This is a genomic window from Rhizobium sp. CCGE531 (genome assembly GCF_003627795.1).
In the GTDB taxonomy this organism is placed as follows: domain Bacteria; phylum Pseudomonadota; class Alphaproteobacteria; order Rhizobiales; family Rhizobiaceae; genus Rhizobium.
The window spans coordinates 1,095,976-1,116,910 of sequence record NZ_CP032684.1; the positions used below are offsets into that span (position 1 = coordinate 1,095,976).

General features: G+C 61.1%; 23 protein-coding genes. 10 read left to right on the forward strand and 13 right to left on the reverse strand.

Annotated features, from left to right (window positions below; all coding sequences use genetic code 11):
- Positions 1-28 precede the first annotated feature (28 nt).
- From CCGE531_RS05415 to betI, 7 genes are all read right to left on the reverse strand, one after another.
- The gene (locus tag CCGE531_RS05415) at positions 29-1,390 is read right to left on the reverse strand and encodes a chloride channel protein (RefSeq protein WP_120666520.1); all 1,362 of its coding nucleotides are present in this window, start codon (positions 1,388-1,390) and stop codon (positions 29-31) included.
- A gap of 35 nt (positions 1,391-1,425) precedes the next feature.
- Positions 1,426-1,857: a plasmid maintenance toxin (PemK-like) gene (locus tag CCGE531_RS05420; protein ID WP_120663265.1), complete on the reverse strand. Its 432-nt coding sequence runs from the start codon at positions 1,855-1,857 to the stop codon at positions 1,426-1,428.
- Complete coding sequence (locus CCGE531_RS05425; RefSeq protein ID WP_120666522.1) at positions 1,844-2,116, reverse strand: type II toxin-antitoxin system Phd/YefM family antitoxin; 273 nt, start codon at positions 2,114-2,116, stop codon at positions 1,844-1,846. Before CCGE531_RS05425 ends, CCGE531_RS05420 begins: the two co-directional genes overlap by 14 nt.
- A gap of 81 nt (positions 2,117-2,197) precedes the next feature.
- Complete coding sequence (gene betA, locus CCGE531_RS05430; protein WP_120663266.1) at positions 2,198-3,850, reverse strand: choline dehydrogenase; 1,653 nt, start codon at positions 3,848-3,850, stop codon at positions 2,198-2,200.
- A 184-nt stretch (positions 3,851-4,034) separates the two neighbouring features.
- The gene (gene betB, locus CCGE531_RS05435) at positions 4,035-5,498 is read right to left on the reverse strand and encodes a betaine-aldehyde dehydrogenase (protein ID WP_120666524.1); all 1,464 of its coding nucleotides are present in this window, start codon (positions 5,496-5,498) and stop codon (positions 4,035-4,037) included.
- The gene (locus tag CCGE531_RS05440) at positions 5,498-6,139 is read right to left on the reverse strand and encodes a glutathione S-transferase family protein (RefSeq protein WP_120663267.1); all 642 of its coding nucleotides are present in this window, start codon (positions 6,137-6,139) and stop codon (positions 5,498-5,500) included. Before CCGE531_RS05440 ends, betB begins: the two co-directional genes overlap by 1 nt.
- A gap of 5 nt (positions 6,140-6,144) precedes the next feature.
- On the reverse strand, positions 6,145-6,732 hold the full coding sequence (gene betI / locus CCGE531_RS05445) for a transcriptional regulator BetI (RefSeq protein WP_120663268.1): 588 nt from the start codon (positions 6,730-6,732) through the stop codon (positions 6,145-6,147).
- Positions 6,733-6,885: 153 nt separating this feature from the next.
- Here betI and CCGE531_RS05450 point away from each other — a divergent pair, with 153 nt between their 5' ends.
- From CCGE531_RS05450 to CCGE531_RS05465, 4 genes are all read left to right on the forward strand, one after another.
- On the forward strand, positions 6,886-7,434 hold the full coding sequence (locus tag CCGE531_RS05450) for an HdeD family acid-resistance protein (RefSeq protein WP_120663269.1): 549 nt from the start codon (positions 6,886-6,888) through the stop codon (positions 7,432-7,434).
- Positions 7,435-7,661: 227 nt separating this feature from the next.
- On the forward strand, positions 7,662-7,913 hold the full coding sequence (locus CCGE531_RS05455; protein WP_120663270.1) for a type II toxin-antitoxin system ParD family antitoxin: 252 nt from the start codon (positions 7,662-7,664) through the stop codon (positions 7,911-7,913).
- A 309-nt stretch (positions 7,914-8,222) separates the two neighbouring features.
- Positions 8,223-10,028, forward strand: a complete 1,806-nt coding sequence (locus CCGE531_RS05460; protein ID WP_120663271.1) for an EAL domain-containing protein — start codon at positions 8,223-8,225, stop codon at positions 10,026-10,028.
- Positions 10,029-10,107: 79 nt separating this feature from the next.
- A complete protein-coding gene (locus CCGE531_RS05465; protein WP_120663272.1) occupies positions 10,108-11,106 on the forward strand; it encodes an NAD(P)H-quinone oxidoreductase in 999 nt (332 codons plus the stop codon).
- Here the strand turns inward: CCGE531_RS05465 and CCGE531_RS05470 are convergent.
- Positions 11,087-12,511 carry an MFS transporter gene (locus CCGE531_RS05470; RefSeq protein WP_120663273.1) on the reverse strand — a complete coding sequence of 475 codons (1,425 nt, stop codon included), beginning with the start codon at positions 12,509-12,511 and terminating at the stop codon, positions 11,087-11,089. The two genes, CCGE531_RS05465 and CCGE531_RS05470, sit on opposite strands and share 20 nt — an antisense overlap.
- A 101-nt stretch (positions 12,512-12,612) precedes the next feature.
- On the opposite strand from CCGE531_RS05470, the gene CCGE531_RS05475 reads away from it, so the two are divergent.
- Both CCGE531_RS05475 and CCGE531_RS05480 read left to right on the forward strand, forming a co-directional pair.
- Positions 12,613-13,239, forward strand: coding sequence for a MarR family transcriptional regulator (locus CCGE531_RS05475; protein ID WP_120663274.1), 627 nt, complete (start codon positions 12,613-12,615; stop codon positions 13,237-13,239).
- A 101-nt stretch (positions 13,240-13,340) separates the two neighbouring features.
- Positions 13,341-14,348, forward strand: a complete 1,008-nt coding sequence (locus CCGE531_RS05480; protein WP_120663275.1) for an asparaginase — start codon at positions 13,341-13,343, stop codon at positions 14,346-14,348.
- 15 nt (positions 14,349-14,363) lie between these two features.
- Here the strand turns inward: CCGE531_RS05480 and CCGE531_RS05485 are convergent, their stop codons facing one another.
- A complete protein-coding gene (locus tag CCGE531_RS05485; RefSeq protein WP_120666526.1) occupies positions 14,364-14,852 on the reverse strand; it encodes a DUF2127 domain-containing protein in 489 nt (162 codons plus the stop codon).
- Between the two features lie 161 nt (positions 14,853-15,013).
- Entirely contained in the window at positions 15,014-15,769 is a 756-nt protein-coding gene (locus CCGE531_RS05490; RefSeq protein ID WP_120663276.1) for a DeoR/GlpR family DNA-binding transcription regulator, read from the reverse strand.
- A gap of 126 nt (positions 15,770-15,895) precedes the next feature.
- Here CCGE531_RS05490 and CCGE531_RS05495 point away from each other — a divergent pair, with 126 nt between their 5' ends.
- A complete protein-coding gene (locus tag CCGE531_RS05495; protein WP_120663277.1) occupies positions 15,896-16,252 on the forward strand; it encodes a DUF4406 domain-containing protein in 357 nt (118 codons plus the stop codon).
- 150 nt (positions 16,253-16,402) lie between these two features.
- Positions 16,403-17,023 (forward strand): glutathione S-transferase N-terminal domain-containing protein, encoded by a 621-nt coding sequence (locus CCGE531_RS05500; RefSeq protein ID WP_120663278.1) that lies wholly within the window; start codon positions 16,403-16,405, stop codon positions 17,021-17,023.
- Positions 17,024-17,028: 5 nt separating this feature from the next.
- Here the strand turns inward: CCGE531_RS05500 and CCGE531_RS05505 are convergent, their stop codons facing one another.
- Positions 17,029-17,385 carry an MmcQ/YjbR family DNA-binding protein gene (locus tag CCGE531_RS05505; protein ID WP_120663279.1) on the reverse strand — a complete coding sequence of 119 codons (357 nt, stop codon included), beginning with the start codon at positions 17,383-17,385 and terminating at the stop codon, positions 17,029-17,031.
- Between the two features lie 25 nt (positions 17,386-17,410).
- Complete coding sequence (locus CCGE531_RS05510; RefSeq protein ID WP_120663280.1) at positions 17,411-17,596, reverse strand: hypothetical protein; 186 nt, start codon at positions 17,594-17,596, stop codon at positions 17,411-17,413.
- A 150-nt stretch (positions 17,597-17,746) separates the two neighbouring features.
- On the opposite strand from CCGE531_RS05510, the gene CCGE531_RS05515 reads away from it, so the two are divergent.
- Complete coding sequence (locus CCGE531_RS05515) at positions 17,747-18,643, forward strand: LysR substrate-binding domain-containing protein (protein WP_120663281.1); 897 nt, start codon at positions 17,747-17,749, stop codon at positions 18,641-18,643.
- Between the two features lie 117 nt (positions 18,644-18,760).
- Here the strand turns inward: CCGE531_RS05515 and CCGE531_RS05520 are convergent, their stop codons facing one another.
- A complete protein-coding gene (locus CCGE531_RS05520; RefSeq protein ID WP_120663282.1) occupies positions 18,761-19,420 on the reverse strand; it encodes a glutathione S-transferase family protein in 660 nt (219 codons plus the stop codon).
- A 390-nt stretch (positions 19,421-19,810) separates the two neighbouring features.
- Here CCGE531_RS05520 and CCGE531_RS05525 point away from each other — a divergent pair, with 390 nt between their 5' ends.
- On the forward strand, positions 19,811-20,752 hold the full coding sequence (locus tag CCGE531_RS05525) for an IS110 family transposase (protein ID WP_120663283.1): 942 nt from the start codon (positions 19,811-19,813) through the stop codon (positions 20,750-20,752).
- Positions 20,753-20,935: the final 183 nt, after the last annotated feature.

Here is a 20,935-nt window from a genome sequence, read left to right on the forward strand (position 1 = left end):
CCGGAATTGCGTGAGACTACTTTGACGCTTAGTGAGCGGCGTGTTCTTCGCCGGCTTCTTTCTCCATGGCGCGCCGGGCGCGAATAGCCGCCGCAATGAAGACGCGCGACAGGCCGTGATAGAGCGGCTCGCGCGACAGCAGCCGCGAGGTCACATAGCCGATCATCGATACCGCCATGATCGGGATAACGGCCTGATGGTCGCCTGTCATTTCCAGGATGATGACGAAGGCGGTCATCGGCGCCTGGACCACGCCAGCGAAATAGCCTGCCATGCCGAGGATTGCCGCAAGCGCCACGCCCCCGCCGACCAGCGTGCCGACCGTGCTGCCGAAGCCGGCGCCGACGGCCAGCGACGGGGCGAAAATGCCACCGGGAATGCCCGAGATCATCGACAGGAAGCTCGCCAGCAGTTTTTCGAGAAAGAAGAGCAGCGGCAGCGCATGCCCTTCCACCGCGCCGCGAGCCTGCTCGTAACCGGTGCCGAAGGTCTGGCCGCCGGACATCACGCCGATGGCGGCAACGACAAGGCCGCAGAGGCCGGCAAGGATCAGCATGCGCCCAAGTGGCTGCGGCTGCGCCCAGCGGCGGATGCGGATGCCGGCATAGAGCGCCAGCCCGCTGAAAGTGGCGCCGAGCGCGCCGCCGCCAACGCCGCAGATCAGCATGACGATCCAATCCCGAAGCATCGTTGGGGCGACATCGGCCGTGCCGAAATAGTTGTAGCTGCCGGAAAGTCCGAGTGCTGCCAAGCCGGAAAGAATGACGGCGGTCAGAACGAGGCCATTGGCGCGGGATTCGTAGGTGCGGCTCATCTCCTCGATGGCAAAGACGATACCGGCAAGCGGCGTGTTGAAAGCGGCCGCGATGCCGGCAGCGGAGCCGGCGAGAATCAGCCCCTTTGCCTGCGCCATGCCGCTGAAGCGAGCGACAGCCAGCATGAAGGAGGCGCCGACCTGTACCGTCGGCCCCTCGCGGCCGATCGAGGCGCCGCTTAGGAGCCCCAATATGGTCAGCGCGATCTTACCGAAAGCGAGCCTGAGCGAGAGCAGTTTCGTGCGATCCTCGTCATGATGCAGATGCCGTGCGGCAATCGCCTGCGGAATGCCGCTCCCTTGCGAATTGGGAAACAGGGTCGCCGCGATATAGGCCGACAGCACGAAACCGAGCGGCGTCAGCAGCAGCGGCAGCAGCCACATCCACTCGCCCGATTGGGTCGCGCCGGTAAAGGCGCGCTGCGCCAGATCCGCCAGCTTGGCAAAGCCGACGCTGATCACGCCGATCGCCAGAGCACCCGTCCAGAAGACCAGGCGCGGCCGCCAGAGATTGAACGAGCCCCAGAAAACGCGGGAACGGCGCAGCAGCTTGGATTTGCGGTAGATAGGGGGCATGGGCTGCTCTTCAGCGCAATGGGAATCGGACAACGCTATTCCGTCCTGGCAACCGATCTATGCACCGATTGCCGAGCCAATGCCACAAAACGTTGTTTCACTTCGTTAAAAAGACTTGGCGGCAATGGCCCGAGATAACCGCTATCCGTGTCTGCTGGACGAATATCCGGTCCCGGCCAAGCAAAATAGTTGCTTTCAGAAAGTATGATCCATGAGGGTCTGTCGTCCAGACCGAGGCGGAATTTGACCGGTGAAGGAAGTTCGATGGCCATGGATGCAGTCTCCGGCGGCGAATGCGTGATGGGAAGAACACGAACCTGCTTGTTTCCATCCGCATCATTGATGACAAGCGCCAACACGAGACAGGGGCGATCTTTTACCCCTTCTTCGCGCCCCTCCAGCCGCTCCCTATGCCAGAGATAAGAATAGCGAAAAACGAAGCCGACTTTCACCTCAGCGGGTAGCATGCGGCTTTAGTTCATTGTCAAGATGCTCATGCCCGGCTTCCATCTCGGACGCTTCGACCGCGGCAATATCGGCCTCTGAAAGATCTGCTGTCAGTTGGACCTGTCTATCTCGTCGCAGCAGTCGCTGATAGTCTTCATAAGCGAGCAGAACCGTTCGCGGTCGGCCGTTCTTGGTAATAACAACCGGATCGCGCATGGCCGCATCCTGAAATGCGCCAAAATTCTTGGAAGCTTCGGCGGCAGTTACCGTTTTCATGATAAATCTCCTTGCCGGAAATATACGGATTTTCCGTAAATCCCGCAAGTTATTTGGCTAAAACCGGCGCTGTCTGGCGGCTGCCTACCGATCGCTCGTCTCCCACCGCGGATTGATCCACGGCTCCTGGTTCGAACGCGACAGCCGCGGCTTGCCGAGGATATGATCGGCCGCCTTTTCGCCTGTCATGATCGATGGGCCGTTCAGGTTGCCGTAGGTGACATGCGGGAAGATCGAGCTGTCGGCGACGCGCAGGCCATCGACGCCGATGACGCGGGTATCGGGATCGACCACCGCCATCGGATCCTCCTTCGAGCCCATCCGGCACGTGCCGCAGGGATGATAGGCGCTTTCGAGATGCTCGCGCAGGAAGGCGTCGATCTCATCGTCCGTCTGGACGTTTGCTCCCGGCTGGATCTCCGCTCCGCGATAGTCGTCGAAGGCCTTCTGCGTGAAGATCTCGCGGGTGAGGCGCACGCAATGGCGGAATTTTTCCCAGTCTTCGGCGTGGCTCATATAGTTGAAGCGGATCACCGGGTCGGCTTTGGGGTCGGAGGAGCGCAGCGTCACCGCGCCGCGCGATTTCGACAGGTTGTAGCCGACATGCACCTGGAAGCCGTGGCTCTTGGCCGCCGCCTTGCCGTCATAACTGATGGCGACCGGCAGGAAGTGATACTGGATGTCGGGTTGCTTGACGCCGGGCGCCGAGCGCAGGAAGGCGCAGGCTTCGAATTGGTTCGACGTGCCGAGGCCTGATTTGAAGAACATCCATTGCGCGCCGACGATCCCCTGCATGTACCAGGGCAGCCAGGAATAGAGTGAAACCGGCTTCAGGCTGGTCTGTTGGAAATAGAATTCCATATGATCTTGCAGGTTTGCGCCGACGCCCGGCCGGTCCACCTTTACCTCGATGCCCATATCGCGCAGATGCTGCCCCGGCCCGATGCCCGAGAGCATGAGCAGCTTCGGCGAGTTGAACGAGGAGGCGGAAATGATCACCTCGCGGTTCGCCTTGATGATCTCGACCCTACCGCCGCGCTCCACCTCGACGCCGGTGGCACGGCCGTTTTCGATGACGATCTTGCGGGCGAAGCAGCGGATGAGTTCGACATTCGGCCGCCTGAGGGCCGGCTTGAGATAGGCCGTGGCAGCGGACCAGCGCCGGCCCATCCAGGTCGTCTGCTCCATCAAGCCGAAGCCTTCCTGCTTGCTGCCGTTATAATCCTCTGTCGCCTCGAAGCCCGCCTGCTTGCCGGCTTCGATGAAGGCGTGGAAGAGCGGGTTGCGGGCGTCGCCCCGGCGCACATGCAGCGGGCCGTCCGTACCGCGCCAGCCGTCCTCGCCGCCATGCGAATGCTCCATCCGCTTGAAGTAGGGCAGCACGTCGGCATAGGCCCAGCCCTGAGCGCCGAGCTCTTCCCAACGGTTGAAATCCTCCGCATGGCCACGCACATAGACCATGCCGTTGATCGAGGACGAGCCGCCGATTACCTTGCCGCGCGGCGCGGTGATGCGGCGGTTGTTGAGCTGCGGCTCGGGCTCGGAGAGATAGCCCCAATTGTAGCGGTCCATGCTCATCGGCCAGGCAAGGGCTGCCGGCATCTGGATGAAAGGGCCGAAGTCGCTGCCGCCGAATTCCAGCACGATCACCGAATGCTTGCCGTCTTCCGACAGACGCGCAGCCATGGCGGAGCCGGCCGAGCCCGAGCCGACGATGACGAAATCTGCTTGCTGCATGGTTATCTCCCTGTGGCCGCCCCGATCCTTCGAGGCCCGCCTTTGGCGAGCACCTCAGGATGAGGCGGATCATCGTCCGTGCTTGGGTTGGTCGCTCTCGACCTCACCCTGAGGTGCCGCCGTAGGCGGCCTGAGGTGCCGCCGTAGGCGGCCTCGAAGGGCGAGGGCGAGCCCCGAGGTTGCATCAATAAGGCGCCTGTACCGGCCCCATGCCGACATAAACGGTCTTCAGTTCCGAATAATGCTCCAGTGCCGCCAGCGAATTCTCGCGGCCGAAGCCGGATTGCTTGGAGCCGCCAAAGGGAATTTCCACCGGCGCGAGATTGTAGCTGTTGATCCAGAGCGTGCCGGCCTCGAGCTGGTCGACGACGCGGTGGGCGCGGGTGAGATCGGCGGTGAAGACGCCGCCGGAAAGGCCGAACTCGGTGGCATTGGCGCGGGCGATCACCTCGGCCTCGTCATCGAAATCGAGGACGCACATGACCGGGCCAAAGATCTCTTCGCGCGCGATCGTCATGTCGTCGGTGACATCGGCAAATACGGTCGGCTGGATGTAATAGCCTTCGCCGGAGACGTTGTTCGGGATGCCGCCGCCGGCCACCAGCGTCGCGCCCTCGGCCTTGCCCTTCTCGATGTAGGCAAGTACCTTTTCGCGCTGCGCCCAGGACACCATCGGACCGATCTGCGTGGCCTCGTCCATCGGGTCGCCGATGAGCATGGCGTCGGTGCGGGCCTTCAGGCGCTTCAGGAATTCGGACTTGATCTTGCTGTTGACGAAGACGCGCGTGCCGTTCGAGCAGACCTGGCCCGTCGAGTAGAAATTGCCGAGCATCGCGCCGCCGACGGCGCTGTCGATATCGGCATCGTCGAACACGATCAGCGGCGACTTGCCGCCGAGTTCCATCGTGACATGCTTGAGGTTGCCGGCGGCCGATGCCGCCACCTTGCGGCCCGTCGGCACTGAGCCGGTCAGGGACACTTTCGCCACATCCGGATGGTTGATGAGCAGCGGCCCGGTTTCGCGATCGCCCTGGATGACGTTGTAGAGGCCCTTCGGCAGCCCGGCCTCGATCAGGATCTCGGCAATCTTGAGTGCGCCGAGCGGCGTATTTTCCGAAGGTTTGAACACCATGGCGTTGCCGGCGACGAGGGCTGGCGCACCTTTCCAGCAAGCAATCTGCTGCGGATAGTTCCATGCGCCGATGCCGACGCAGACGCCGAGCGGCACGCGCTTGGTATAGGCGAAATCGCCGCCGAGCGGGATGTAGGAGCCGTTGAGACCGGCTGCCGCGATGCCGCCGAAGAATTCGAAGCTGTCGGCGCCGGAGGTCGGGTCGGCGACGATGGTTTCCTGGATCGGCTTGCCGGTGTCGAGCGTCTCCAGCTCGGAAAGCTCGCGGTTACGCTCGCGCATGATCTCGGCCGCCCGTTTCAGGATGCGGCCACGCGCCGTCGGGCTCATGGCGGCCCATTCCGGCTGCGCGCGCCGGGCAGCGGCGATCGCTCGTTCGACGATGGCAGGCGTTGCCGCATGCAGGCGGGCGATCACCTCGCCGGTGGCGGGATAGATGCTTTCGATAAGAGTGCCGTCGGTGTCCTCGACATATTCTCCGTCGATGAAATGCGAGGCTTTCGGTTGTGCGCGCATCATAGAACCCTCAGTTCTTCATAGGACACCATGACATGCTCTTGAAAAGCAGGTCGTTCGGTCAGGTTTTGGTAGTAGCGCTCAAGCCGCGGATGGGCAGGGCGCTGAATGTCGATGTCGAAATAGCGATAGAGCAGATGCCCGAATTGTATGTCGGCAAGCGTCAGATTATCGCCGGTAAGGAAGCGATGCCGTTCGAGCTGCGACTCGGCGATGTCAAGCTTCGCACCGAGGGCCGCGACAGCCGCAACGATCGCCTTCTCATCGCGCAGGGCAGGGGCGGTGCGCACCACGCGCCAGAACACCGGGCCGGTGAAATTCAAGGCGATGTTGATCTTGGCCCATTCGGCCCATTTATCGATCTGGGCGCGACGCCGCTCGTCCTTCGGCCAGAAGGCATCGTCGCCATATTGCGTGGCGAGATAGCGCAGGATGGCGCCGGTTTCCCATAGCGGCTCGCCGTCGCCGTCCCGCAGCACCGGAACGGTGCCGTTCGGGTTCATCGCCAGGAATTCGGGCGTGTCGTTGACGCCGTATGTGAAGCCGGCATCGATACGCTCGTAGGCAAGGCCTAGTTCGCCGATGCACCACATCAGTGCCTGCACATTGGATGACGATTTGCGGCCCCAGACGGTCAGCATGGTTTTCAGCCTTTCAACGCGTTGAGATGGGTCGTCAGATAGTCTTCGGTCAGTGCGATCGACGCCTCGGTGCTGATCGGCGCGGATCTGAGGCCCTGGCGGATATAGAGCCCGTCGATCATGGCGGCCGCGCCCTCGGCAATCCGCCTGGCGTCGCCGGTCGGGCACAATGGCTTGAGGTTGGCGACCAGATTGGAATGCAGGCGGCGTGCGTAGATGACGAGAAAGCGCCGCGTCTCCTCCGACCGCTGCGCCTCGGCATAGAAGGCGAGCCAGGCGGCGATCGTCTCCGGCGCGAACTGGTCGGCCTGGAAGCTGATGCGGATGATGGCGGAGAGCTTTTCTCGGGGTGTCTTGGCGGCCCGCAGCGCCGTCACGACGCTGTCGCGCAGCCGCTGTAGATGCACACGCACGGTCTCGATCAGCAACTGTTCCTTGCTGCCGAAATAATGATGCGCAAGTGCGGGGGAAACGCCGGCCTGCTTGGCGATTTCGGACATGGTGACGGTCAGCGAGCCGTGATCGCCGATCACGCGCATCGCGGCATCCACCAGCGCCTTGCGGCGCAAAGGTTCCATTCCGACTTTCGGCATGCGTCAATCTCCAAGGCTGAGGCTAAGTGTATTTTTGATTGACTGATCAATCAATAAAAAAATCACGCAACGGGCGATCCGTGCCAAAAAATCCGCAAACTCTTTCCGAGGCGCGTTTCTGTGCCATACTTCGGAAGAGGAGGAGGTGCAGTCATGGTCGATATTCTTGATGAAGTCCCGCCATCCGCAATGCGTAGCAAATGGGGCTGGTTTGTCGGGCTCGGCATATTGCTGCTGATCTGCGGTGGCATCGCCCTTGGCAATCTGTTCATCGCCACCGTCGCCTCGGTCTATTATGTCGGCATGCTGATGTTGATCGGCGGTATCGTGCATCTGGCCCATGCCTTTCAGGTGAGGGGCTGGGAGCACATCCTATTCTGGGTTCTCAGTGGCCTACTCTATACGATTGCCGGCGTGCTTGCCTTTGCCAATCCGTTGCTTGCCTCTGAGGCCCTGACGCTGTTCCTCGCCATAGCGCTGCTCATCGCCGGCACGTTTCGTGTCTGGGTCGGCCGCAAGCTGAAGCCGGAGCGCGGCTGGGTCTGGATCGTCATCAGCGGCCTTGCAACCGCCGTCGCCGGCATCGCCATCGCGGTCGGCTGGCCGGTCAACAGCCTCTGGATCCTCGGCCTTTTCCTGGCATTCGATCTGATCTTCCAGGGTTGGACGCTGGTGGCCTTCGGTCTGGTGCTCAGGCGGTAGGCGATCTCCCAAAAGGGGTAACGAACTGCTGCTTTTTGACAAGGAGCGTGAGCGGCGCTACTCTTCGTCTCTCCGCCGAATAGGGCGGAGCGGCGTTGAGTTGTTGTGACGGCGGTACCTTCATCTGGAAGCATGCATGTCCGAGACATGCCCTGAAGGCACTGGTCGAGGCCGCGGAACATGCTTCCAGCCAGGTTTCCGCGTAACAACGTCAAGGGAGGAATATCATGCCAATGGTAACGGTTTCCATCTCCCCGCTTCAGGCTGCTGGCATCCGTGCAGCGGTCGATACCGGCACCTATGCCTCAAGCAGCGAAGTCGTGCGGGAAGCCTTGCGCATGTGGGATGCGGCCCGTAAGCGCGACGACGTTTGCGATGTGCCGCTTGCGGCCAATGATGGCGGAGACACGGCAAAAGGCGGCCGTTGCGTCGCCGACATGTTTGCCGATTACGACGCGGAACGGCACACGCATAACTAGAGCATTTTCGCGTTTCTTCGAATCGCGAAAGCGCTCTATCTTCTTGTTTTTACGCATTCCGGACGGAAAACTGCTGCGCACTTTTCCTGGAAACGCTCTAGCTCGCAAGCTGCCGGTGACAGCAGCGGCGCTTGCCGGCGCGGCTGCTTTCTGCCCTGACGAATGGTTAATATTGCTTTACCATTCATGAAACTTTCACATACGGGAAAGGTTTCGTTGACGCTTATGGCGCATCTTGGGGCGAAAACGCGGTAAATCCAAAGTTTTACTCAAATAAATTAGAACAGAATCCGCAAAGTGGAGATGGGCATGTCACTGACTGCCACGGTCGAGCCGGGCGTATTGCGCCGATATGCCAGCGACCAGATTGTCACTCTCGCCAAGCTCGTTATCGAGAATGCATTTCAGCCGATCGTCGAGGCCGGCACTGGGGCCGTTTTCGGCTATGAGTCGCTCATGCGCGGACAGGAACGTATCGGTTTCAGCAGCCCGGTCGATATCCTCGACGAGGCCGAGCGGACCGGCCAGCTTCTTGGTTTGGAACAGATGGTCACCAGCCGGGCGCTGGCGAAATTCGCCACGTTGCCCAATATCGCCGCCGCGACCCTTTTCCTCAATCTGGATGTCCGGTTGATCCCGCAAGGCACGGCATTGCTGGATAGCCTGCTGCAGCACATGCGAAAGGCCGGGATTGCGCCTTCGTCCGTCTGCTTCGAATTCTCCGAGCGCTTCGACAATACCATCGTGCCCGGGTTTCGCGATCTGGTCGCCAAGATGCGAAATGCAGGCTTCAAGCTGGCGATCGACGATTTCGGCGTCGGTCACGGCGAGATGAAGCTCCTGTCCGATTATCCCGTCGATTATCTGAAGATCGACCGGCACTTCATCGTCGACATCGACCGCAGTGCCCGCAAACGCCATATCCTCAGGAATCTCGTCAATATCGCCCATGTCCTCGGCACGCGCGTCGTCGCGGAGGGTATCGAGACCGAGGCGGAATTCCTGACCTGCCGCGAATTCGGCGTCGATCTCGTCCAGGGCTGGTTCATTGCCCGCCCGACGGTGCTCGTCAACGAGCTCAAGCCGAGCTTTCCGCACCTCAGGCATCTGGGCAAGACCGCGCGCAACAGCCAGTCGCTGGATGAAATTCTCATCCGCAAACAGATAGAGATGTTGCCGACCATCCGTGAGAGCGACAGCATCGACAGCGTCTTCGAGCTTTTTCGCCGCAATCCGCGCCGCGCCTACTTTCCGGTCGTCAATGCCAATGACGAGCCACGCGGCATCATCCACGAATACCAGCTGAAGGAATATATCTATCAGCCCTTCGGCCGCGATCTCTTGAAGAACAAGGTCTACGAGCGTTCGATCTCGCATTTCGTCGAAATGGCGCCGATCGTCGGCCTCGATTCCGATGCGGATACATTGATGGCGATCTTTGCCAACATGGAAAGCAGCGATTGCCTGATCGTCACGGAAGGCACGCATTATGCCGGCATCGTTTCGGCCGCCTCGCTCATCAAGGTCATCAATGAGAAGCAGCTCAAGATCGCCCAGGATCAGAATCCGCTAACCGGCCTGCCAGGCAACAGGGCGATCCACGATTTCATGCAGCATGCCGGCCGGGACGGCGATGAGATCAGGCATTTCTGCTATTGCGACTTCGACAATTTCAAGCCGTTCAACGATGCCTATGGCTTCCATCTCGGCGACCATGCCATTTCGTTGTTCGCGGCGCTGATGCGCCGCTATTTCTTTGCCGAGCGCCATTTCCTCGGCCATGTCGGCGGCGATGATTTCTTCATCGGCGTCACCGGCTGGAGCACGCAGGAGCTGCGTGAGGTTCTGGACCGGCTTCTTGCCGATTTCCACGCGGACGTTCTCGATTTCTATTCCGCCGAGGATCGAGCGGCCGGCCGTATTCGCGGCCACGACCGCAGCGGCGCCGAGGCGGAATTCCCGCTGATGCGTTGCTCCATAGGCATCCTGCAACTGCCCGAAGGACTGGTGATCGACAATATCAACCGCGTCAGCACCTCCATTGCAGGTATCAAGACCAAGGCAAAGGAGAGCGATACGGGCATCGCATTCCTCGGCCTGGCCGAGACGAATTGACGCCCTCCCGTCCCCGATCCTTTTCAAGCGCCCTGCGCTAAACTATCTCCACTACTTTACTGGGAGAGGAGATAGCGCCATGCCCTTGCCATCTGAAATGCGTTTCGTGGATTTGCCGACCTTTGGCGGGCCGGAGGTCATGACCATCGCCCGCAGGCCTTTGCCGGTCTTGAAGCCGGGCGAGATCCTCGTCCGTGTCGAGGCGGCCGGCGTCAACCGCCCGGATGTGGCGCAACGCCAGGGCAATTACCCCGCACCGAAGGATGCAAGTCCCATCCTCGGCCTCGAAATCGCCGGCGAAGTCGTCGATGTCGCGCCCGGCGTGACGGAATTTGCCATCGGCAACAAGGTTTGCGGTCTCGCAAATGGCGGCGCCTATGCCGAATATTGCGTGCTTCCCGCGGGCCAGGCGCTCCGCTTCCCGAACGGCTATGACGCGGTGCGCGCGGCGGCTTTGCCCGAGACGTTCTTCACTGTCTGGGCCAATCTCTTCCAGATGGCCGGCCTCACGGAAGGCGAAAGCGTGCTGATTCATGGCGGTTCCAGCGGCATCGGCACGACGGCAATCCAGCTCGCCCGCGCTTTCGGCGCGACGGTCTACACCACGGCCGGTTCGAAGGAAAAGTGCGAGGCGTGCGAGAAGCTCGGCGCAAAGCGGGCAATCAACTATAGAGAAGAGGATTTCGCCGAAGTCATCGCGGCGGAGACGGATCAGGGCGTCGATGTCATTCTCGACATGATCGGCGCGGCCTATCTGGAAAAGAATCTCGCTTCTCTGGCGCGCGACGGCTGCCTTTCGATCATCGCTTTCCTGGGCGGTGCAGTTGCCGACAAGGTCAATCTGGCGCCGGTCATGGTGAAGCGATTGACCGTGACCGGCTCGACCATGCGCCCGCGCACGGCCGAGGAGAAGCGCGCCATTCGCGACGACCTTTTCTCCCAGGTCTGGCCGCTGCTGGACGAAGGCACGGTTGCCCCCGTCATCTACAGGACCTTCTCCCTTGACGATGTAGTCGAGGCGCACCGGCTGATGGAGACCAGCGACCATATTGGCAAGATCATGCTGACGCTGGCTTGATCGTGACGGACAGCGCGATGGCGATCAGGCCGGGTATCGCCATCAGGGCATAAAGCCAGGTCACCGCGGAAAGGCTGCCGGCAATGCCGCCCGGATGGGTCAGGCCCGCGCCATTGACGATGACGCCGGCAAGGGCTGCGCCGAACGCGCCGCCCAGCGATTGCGTCATCGAGATCGCAGCGGAGGCCTTGTCCTGTTCGGTTCTGCTGGCAATGCCGATGATCCTGGTCACGAGATGCGCCCAGCCCAGCCCGACGCCGAACCCCATCAGGAACATGGCGATCGCGGCGGGCGCAAACTTGGCGACCTCGTCGAAAGGCGTGGTCGTTGCCAGCAAGGGAATGAGCGATGCGGTCGCGGCGGTTTCCAAGACGCAGCCAGCAATGATGGCGATGGCGGCCTGCCTGCCCGAAAGCGATGCGCTGAAGAAGGCGGCGATCGTCCACCCCAATGCGACGAGCGCAACAAGATAGCCGGAGGCCAGCGGCGTGACGCCATGCAGGGTCTGCAGGAAGTAGGGGATGTAGATGTCGCTCGTCAGCACCATCATGAGCGTGAAGATGGTGAGGTAGAGCCCCGAAATGGGATTGGTGAGTATCACGGCGCCATAGGGAAACAGGCGTGTGTCGCTCTTTCTCTCGATTGCCACCATCACCGCGACGAGTGCGATCGAAGCTGTGATCAGCACCACCTTGGACTCTCCATGCTCGATCGTGCTGGCGATGTTGACGAACAGGACGGCAGTAAGCAGCAGTGCAATCTGGACCAGCGGCGTCCTCGTGTCAGCCCGATCATCCGCAACGTCTGGCAGTAGCCAGCGTGCGGAAAGCGACATGATCAAGGTCAGCGGCACGAGGATGATGAAGGCCTCGCGCCAGGCGCCTCCGGCGGCGAAGAGGCCGCCGAGCGTCGGGCCGAGCACCGTCGCCATACCCCATATGGCGGCATAGAGCGTGGACGCCTTGCGCCAGAGTATTTCCGGATAGACGAAACGAATGAAGGCATAGGCAAGGCCGGACAGCATGCCCGCGCCATAACCCTGCACGGCGCGGCCGGCGAGCAATACCGGCATGGCCGGCGCGACGGCGCAGAGCAGGCTTCCCATGCCGAATGTGATCGCCGCTGCAATATAGACGGCGCGCAGACCCATCCCCTTCGGCCGGGTTGCAACCGTGATCGAGCCGAGTACGCCGGCGGCGACGAAGAGCGTCGTCATCCATGAGAATAATTCGAGGCCGCCGATATCCCGGACGATCGAAGGGGCGATGGTGGCGGTAATATAGGACTCGACGGCATAAAGGGTCACGCCGCCGCCGAGCATCAGCGTCGCGGACAGGAGCTTCGGCGAGAACAAGGCGAAGACGGAGGAGGAGGGAGTGGAAGCGGTGTTTTCGATGCTGGACATCGGAGGATCCTCGGTATTTTCCCTAGCGGTTAATTATTTTCCAAGTTATAGTTTGGAAAACTACATGACAGTCGGATTAAAACAAGAGAAAACTTGGAAAAATGCGTCAATCGCCCGTCAATCGAATTTTGATCCTGTTGAAAACCGAGGGACCGCAACTGGCAGCGGCTGTCGGCGATGCGCTCGGCATATCGTCCGAGGCGGCCCGTCAGCAGCTGACGAAGATGGCGGAGGAGGGATTGGTCGAGCCGGTGGCGGAGGCGGCAGCGGGCAGGGGCAGGCCGCGCCAGCTCTGGCATCTGACGGCTGACGGCAACAAGCAATTTCCCGACGGCCATGCGGATCTGACCGCCACCTTGCTTGCGACCATGGTCAGCCAATTGGGGCAGGGCGCCGTCGACACCGTCATCTCCGCCCGTGAAACGGAAACGCTTCGGCGCTATCGCAGCGAAATCGACCTCGCCGCCGATCTGCCGTCACGCGTCGCAAGCCTCGCCGCCATCCGCACGCAGGAAGGCTATATGGCCGATCATTGGCAGGACGAGGATGGTTCGGTCATGCTGGTGGAAAATCATTGCCCCATCTGCGCGGCCGCATGTGCCTGCTCCGGCTTCTGCCGTTCTGAGCTGGAGGCCTTCCGTATAGTTCTTGGCGCGCGAGTGGAGCGGGAAGAACATATCCTCCTCGGCGCCAGACGTTGTGCCTACAGGATTCGGCCAACCGTTTGAGTTGCGAGGTTTTCGATATCGGCAGGCGTCATCGGCGATTGGCAATCCATGGTGCAGCGGCTATCACTGGCCATCTGGCAAATCAAAGGCTGCATCCCATCATGTCCAATCCGGTCTGCGTCGAAGTCACCCGTGGCAACCAGGTCGAAAGCCTTCATCGCGGCTCCGTCGTCGCGGTCGATGGCGATGGGAAGGTGGTCTTCTCGGTCGGCGATATTGAAAGCGGCGTCTTTCCGCGCTCCGCCTGCAAGGCGATGCAGGCCCTGCCGTTGGTCGAAAGCGGTGCCGCGGATGCCTATGGCTTCGGCAACAAGGAATTGGCGCTCGCCTGCTCCTCCCACAATGGCGAGGATGAGCATGTAGCACTCGCCGCCTCGATGCTGGCGCGCGCCGGCCGCGATGTCGGTACGCTCGAATGCGGCGCGCATTGGTCCTTCGACCAGAAGACCCTCATCCATCAGGCCCGCACCATCGAGAAGCCGACGGCGCTGCATAATAATTGCTCAGGCAAGCATGCCGGTTTCGTCTGCGCCTGCTGCCATCAGGATATCGATCCGAAAGGTTATGTCGGCTATGATCACCCGCTGCAGCAGCAGATCCGCGACACCATGCAGAGCCTGATGGGCGCCATTCTCGGCCATGACAATTGCGGCACGGACGGCTGCTCGATCCCGACCTATGCGGTGCCGCTTAAGGGACTGGCCCATGGCTTTGCCAGGATGGCGACGGGCGTCGGCCTGGAGCCGCTGCGCGCCAAGGCGTCGCGCCGGCTGTTCGAGGCCTGCATGGCCGAACCCTTCTATGTCGCCGGCACCGATCGCGCTTGCACTAGGCTCATGCAGATCGCTCCCGGCCGCATCTTCGCCAAGACCGGCGCCGAAGGCGTGTTCTGCGCCGCAATCCCCGAGCAGGGCATCGCCATCGCGCTCAAATGCGACGACGGCACCGGCCGCGCGGCGGAAGTCATGGTCGCGGCAACGCTGGCCCGTTTCTTCGAAAAGGAGAGCGCGGTTCATGCCGGTCTCATGGCGATGGCCGACAGGTCGTTCAGGAACTGGAACGGCATCCATGTCGGCGATATCATGCCGGCAGCTATACTAACTGCCTAGCCTCCGCTCTCCGGTTCAGCCGATCGTCTGCCGGGCCAGCACATGTTGCTGGACGATCCTGTATTCCTTCCAGATCAGGACCATCACCACCAGGTCGAAGACGGTGAGGATGATGAGCCCGATACCGTGCGTGTCGGTGAAGCGGTAAAGCTGGTAGACGATGAAAAGCCCCAGGGCGATCAGCGATGCCGGATAGGCCCACATCTTGCCCCTGAGCAGCCCGATGACGAGCAGCACCTTCACCAGCCCGTGGCTCAGTAGGTAATAGGCGTAGAAGTTCTTGGTGCCGACGGAGAAATCCTGCGCCCAGGTCAACAGGTGTGTCGCGATGAAATCATGCGACTCGTTGAGCAGCTCGGGCTGCGTGATCCTGTTTGCCAGGCGAAGGATGGACTCGGTGCTGACGAGCGCGAGCACAATGCCGCCGATGCATTCGATCAGGGCGTGCGCGCCCTTCAACAGGACGCTGATTTCGAAGAGCTGATGAATGCGGCGTTCGTTCACGGGCGATCTCTTGGGCATGGTGATGCAGGTTTGACCGGCGACAACGGCAAGACAAGCCGATGTCCGATCGGCATAGGATGAATCTTCGACCGCATCATGATGACGATGACACAAATCCCGGCGTGATATCTCAATTCCGTGAAGCGGATGCGCAACCGGCGTCAGGCCAGCAAGAGCGGAACCTCGGTCTCCCGATAGGGCGCCAGGTTTTCCTCCGCAACATCGGATGGCACGATCAGACCGGAAACGCCCTTCATTGGCAGGATCTGGCATGGGGAGGCGGCGTCGAGCTTTTCGCTCGTCGCCAATACGTAGGTTTCGGCCGAGCATAGCGCGATATGCCGCTTGATGGCCGCTTCCTCGAAATCGCCGGTCGAAAAGCCGCGGGCGGGATGGATGGCAGTGACGCCGAGAAAGAAGATATCCGCCCTAATGGATGCGATCGTTGCCATGGCGGCAGCACCCGTCGCCACCATTGAATGCTTGTAGAGCTTGCCGCCGACCAGGATCACCTCGGCGGCGGCATGATGCTCCAGTTCGCCTGCGATCGTCGGGCTGTGGGTGACGATGGTGACGGCGAGATCCTTCGGGAGCTGGCGGGCGATCTCGGCATTGGTGGTGCCGCCATCGAGGAATACGGTCTGGCCCGGCTGTATCATTTTGGCCGCATAGGCGCCAAGCCGCCGCTTCGCATCCGATGAGACCGCCTGCCGGGCCGTGAAATCCGGCAGATCAGGCGAAAGCGGCAGCGCGCCGCCATGCACCCGCTTCAGCAGTTTCTCCGTCGCCATTTCCCTGAGATCCCTGCGGATCGTGTCTTCGGAGAGGCCGAGATCGTCGGCCAGAGCCTTGGCGATCACCTGGCCGTCCCGGCGCAATCGATCGAGGATGAGGGCTTGGCGTTGGCTGGTCAGCATGTCGGTCTCTGCATGTTATTTCACGAATAATCTTGAATCTATCAGAATCGATTCGACATTCAAGAAAATATGCGCATATTCGTGCAAATTCCTGCAGGAAGCAGGAGTTGGAAATGGAGACATGACATGTTGATCTTGATTGCCGGGCCCTATCGCTCCGGCACCGGCGACGATCCGAAGAAGATGGCCGAAAACCTCAAGCGCCTCGAGGAGCCGTCCTATGCCCTGTTCAAGGCCGGGCATCTGCCCATGATCGGCGAATGGGTTGCCCTGCCGGTATGGCATGCGGCCGGCGGCAAGAGCATCGGCGACGATCTCTACGAGGGGATCTTCCACCCGACGGCGGGTCGCCTGCTGCAGCTTTGCGAGGGTGTCCTGAGACTGCCCGGCGACTCCAAGGGCGCCGACAATGATGTCCGCATCGCCCGCGAGCGTGGCATTCCCGTCTGGTACAGGCTGGAAGACGTTCCCGGCTGCGCATAAACATCGCCGCCCATCCCTGCGGCCCGATGTTGTGGGGATGGGCTTCGATCCGATCGATCAAAACCTTTTGTAGCGCCCATCAGCATCAGCCACTTCCGTATTTGCCGGGTTGCCATTAGCTTCCCTTGGAATCCAATCGAGGAACGGAACATGCTGACATTCTATTTTGCGCCCGGAAGCTGCGCGCTCGCCAGTCTCATCGCCCTGGAAGAGTCGGGTCTTGCTTACGAACATCGACGCCTCAGCCTCGCCAATGGCGATCAGCGCCAGCCGGATTATCTGGCCATCAACCCCAAGGGCCGGGTTCCAGCGCTGGTGACGGACAAGGGCGTCATTACGGAGAATATCGCGATCCTAGCTTACCTCGCCCAGATCGTGCCCGCCGCGAATCTGGCGCCCCTCGACGATCCCTTCGCATTCGCGCAGATGCAGGCATTCAACAGCTATCTGTCGTCGACCGTCCATGTGAACCATTCGCACAAGGCACGCGGCGCTCGCTGGACAGACGATGCCGCTGCCATCGAGACGATGAAGGCCAAGGTGCCGCAAACCATGGCCGAAAGCTTTGCCCTGCTCGAAGGCAAGATGCTGAAAGGACCCTGGGTGATGGGCGAGCAGTATACCGTCGCCGACGGTTATCTCTTCACAACGTCAAAGTGGTTGCCGGGAGACAATGTCGATCGCAACCAGTTTCCGAAGGTGAGCGCCCACTATCAACGCATGCTCGAACGTCCGGCCGTTCAAAGGGCGCTTGCCATCGAAGAGGGCTGATTGCGTCAGCCGAATGTTGCCAAAAGCTTTTTCGGGGCGCGGTGTTGCCACGCCTCGATCAGGCGCTGTTGCAGTTCCTCGTCGCCGATCGCGGTGATGCGCAGGGGCAGGGAAGGCCAGCCGACATAATGATCGGTCTGGAAATAGATCTCCGGCGCCATCTCCATGAGCTGTTCCTTGCGGTCGATCGGCAGCGACAGCACGATGGTCTCGTTATTCTTCACCGTCACGAATGCCTTGCCGCCGACTTTGAGGGCCGGCAGGCCGTAATGCAGGCCAGGTTCAACCGCCGGCAGTCGGGCTTGGGCCAAAAGCCGCTGCAGTCGTTCCACGATGGTGTCCATATTGACGTTCGAAGTCATGCTCGCGTCACGGAAACAGGCTCTCTCAGGCGCATTCTTCCGGCTGAACGCGTCGCTTGTCCATAGGCCGCCCGAGATTTTCCGGCATCAACGGAAGGTCGGCGAGCTCCTCCAGGGACATCGCCGCAAGCATGGGATGCTGCAGCGGATCGTCTTCGGGTTTGCGATCCTCATTCAATAAGTGACTAAAGAAAAGCTTCAAGATCGACATTGCATGCCTCCTTGGATCTCCGCATGGATGCAACCGTAAGGGCATCAGCCGGGCGGGCGGCGGCGGTTTTGAATTCCATGCTGCAATAATCGCGCGAATTATCGCTTCAAGCAATTGAGAATGACGCGATGCTACTATAGTTATTCTATAATGAGAAACCTCAACAACGTGCATCTGAATGGCCTGCGTGCCCTGGAAGCGGTCGGGCGGCTCGGCTCGCTGCAGGCAGCGGCCGACGAACTCGGCGTGACGGTCGGTGCCGTCAGCCAGCAGGTCATCAAGGCCGAGGCGCAGCTCGGTCGCCCGCTTTTCGAGCGCACGCCCAAGGGCATGGCGGTCACGGCTTCGGGATTGGCGGTGCTGGCAAGGCTTGGCGAAGGTTTTCAGGCGCTTACGGCCGCAGTCGCCCTCGCGCAGCACAAGGACGAGAATATCCTCACCATTTCGGTCGCGCCGGTCTTCGCGGCGCGCTGGCTGGTATATCGGCTCGATCGATTTGCCAGCCGCCATCCGGATATCCGCCTGCGCATCGATGCCACCACGCGGCTGATCAGTCCGGCGGCGTCGGATGTCGATATCGGCATTCGGGTCGGCAGCGGGCAATGGCCGGGCGTCAAGGCCGAGCTGCTGCTGGCGCAGGAAGTATTCCCGGTCGTTACGCCGCAGATCGCCGGCACGCTCCGCGAGCCCGCTGATCTCCTGAAAATCCCCGCCGTCATCGACGGACACGCGATGTTCGGCTGGGAAGTGTGGCTGCGCAAGGCCGGGCTTTCAGGCCATTGCATGGAAGAGCGGCACATCTTTAACGACGCGTCGCTCTGTCTGGATGCGGCCATAGCGGGGCAGGGGGTGATGCTCGCCTGGCAGACCCTGGCTGCCTATGCTTTGAAGCAGAAATGCCTCGTCGATCCCTTCGGCATCCGCGCAAAGACGGGTTTCGGCCATTACTTCGTCACGGCCGCGGGCGTGCGCGAACCGAAGAAGGTGACCGCCTTCAAGGCCTGGATCCACGAGGAAATGGAAGAGAGCATGCGTCTCTTCCAATAAGAGCAGTTCCAGGAAAAGTGCGCAGCGGTTTTCCGTCCGGAATGCGCAGCGAAACAAGAAGATAGTGCGTGTCTCGCAAACTGTGCAGCCGCTTTACACTACGCGATTTAAGTGCCGTCAGGCCGGCTCCTTGCCGCGCGTCGCCTGCATGGCCTTGTAGGCATCGCGCGACTGGCAGCGTTCGATCCAGGCTTTCATCTTCGGGCGCGCGTCGAAGAGTTCCTGTTCGGTCTGGGCGTAGCGCATCACTTCCGCAAGGTTGAGATCGGCGGCGGTAAAGCGGTTGCCGACGAGATAGTCCTGATTTTGCAGGTGCTTCTCCAAGACGTCGAGCGGCTTTTTCAGCGAGCGGCAGGCAACCGCGATCCCCGCCTTGCCGGCCTCGCTGTTTTCCTGGGCATTGTCATAGATGCGGACGAGCGCGACGCTGTAGGGCTCGACTTCGGTCGCGGCCCACATGGTCCACATCGACATCTGCCCTTCTTCCTCCACCGTCTTGCCGGCAAGCGGGCCGCCATATTTGCGCGCGAGGTAGAGGTTGATGGCGAGCGACTCATGCATCATAAGATCGCCGTCCTTGATGCAGGGGATCATGCCCATCGGATTGATGGCCAGAAACTCCGGCGACATCGTATTGATCGGCGCATCGGCGGCAAGCGGGTTGGGCAGCCGGCCGGCCTGGATGACCGGCACGGATTCGAACTCGATGCCGAGCTCGTGAGCCATCCAATAGTTGCGCGAAGCGCGCGAGCGATAGACACCGTAGATCGTCAGCATATGCGTCTCCCAGATTCGAGTCGGCGCGACATTATTGGTCGCTTGGGAAGAGCGGAAGGCCTTACGGTTGATATCTCGATGAAAGCTTGTGATGAGTGGTGTATGCTGGGGCCGCCTCGTCCTTCGAGGCTTCGCCCTGTGGGCTCCGCACCTCAGGATGAGGCGGAGTTGGCCGCGTAGTCCGTTGCACATGCGTAAGGGGTTACCACCGCTGCCATGAATGACCAGCCCTCACCCTTGTACGTTGGCGATAGTGTAAGATGGGTGGCGTGACGGAGGTGCGTGTCATCCTTGGGTCTTGAACCCGTACCTCAGCAAGCGCCTCTGTCGCATCCTTTCTGCTCGAACGGTTGGCTGGGCTTCGAGCCCGCGTTGCAAGGAGGAGCACCCATGAATGCCTCACAGGATGTTATGGTCGGGATAGACGTCTCCAAGGCTTATCTTGACGTCGCGCTCGACGGCGCCACATCGGTGGCGCGATGGAACAATGATGCGGCAGGTTGCGATGGGCTTGCAGCCGCGGTCGCGGGAGCTAGTCTGGTCGTCGTCGAAGCAACCGGCGGCTACGAGATGCGCATGGTGCGCACATTGATGGCGGCCGGTATTGCGGTTGCCGTCGTCAATCCCCGCCAGGTCCGCGATTTTGCCAGAGCCAGTGGCCGATTGGCCAAGACCGATCAGGTCGATGCCCGGGTCATCCTGCACTTCGCCAAGGCGATGCGGCCGGCACAGATCCCCCATATCGACGACGGCCGCATCGCCTTGGCCGCGCTGGTGGCCCGCCGTCGGCAACTCATCGACATGGCCGTTGCCGAGAAGAACCGCCTCGAACATGCATCTGCGGATATCGCCGCCCTCATTCACGAGCTGCTTGCCTCCTTCAAGGCGCAGCTTACCCGCATCGACACGGCCATCACCCTGGCCATCGAGACCGAACCCGATATGGTCGAACGGCGCGATCTTTTGCTTTCCGTGCCCGGCATCGGCGAGATCACCGCCGCCATTCTCATCGCCGAACTCCCTGAACTCGGCAGCATCGATGACAAGAAACTTGCCGCCCTGATCGGCGTTGCACCAATGGCCCACGACAGCGGCGCCATGCGCGGCCAGCGCCATATCGCAGGTGGACGGTCCGCCGTGCGCTGCGCCCTCTACATGGCGACCTTGTCAGCCCTCCGCTGTTCGCCAACCATCAAGGCCTTCTACGCAAGGCTGCGCGATGCCGGCAAACCGCCAAAGGTCGCCATCGTCGCCGCTATGCGAAAACTCGCAACCATCCTCAACACAATCGTCCGAAGACGGACACCCTGGATCAACCAACACGGTTGCTGAGGTGGCCCGGAGGGCCCTCGAAGGGCGAGGGCGGGTGGTAGGCATGGAGCAAGCACGAAAATATCAGCCGTCACCCCGAATTCTTTGCAAATCATGCTGCTGATGCCCAGCCTTCGTTCGGAAATTAGCGCCCGCGCATGTTAGATTCGAATCGTGATTTCATTGGAAGCGGTAGGAGGCTTC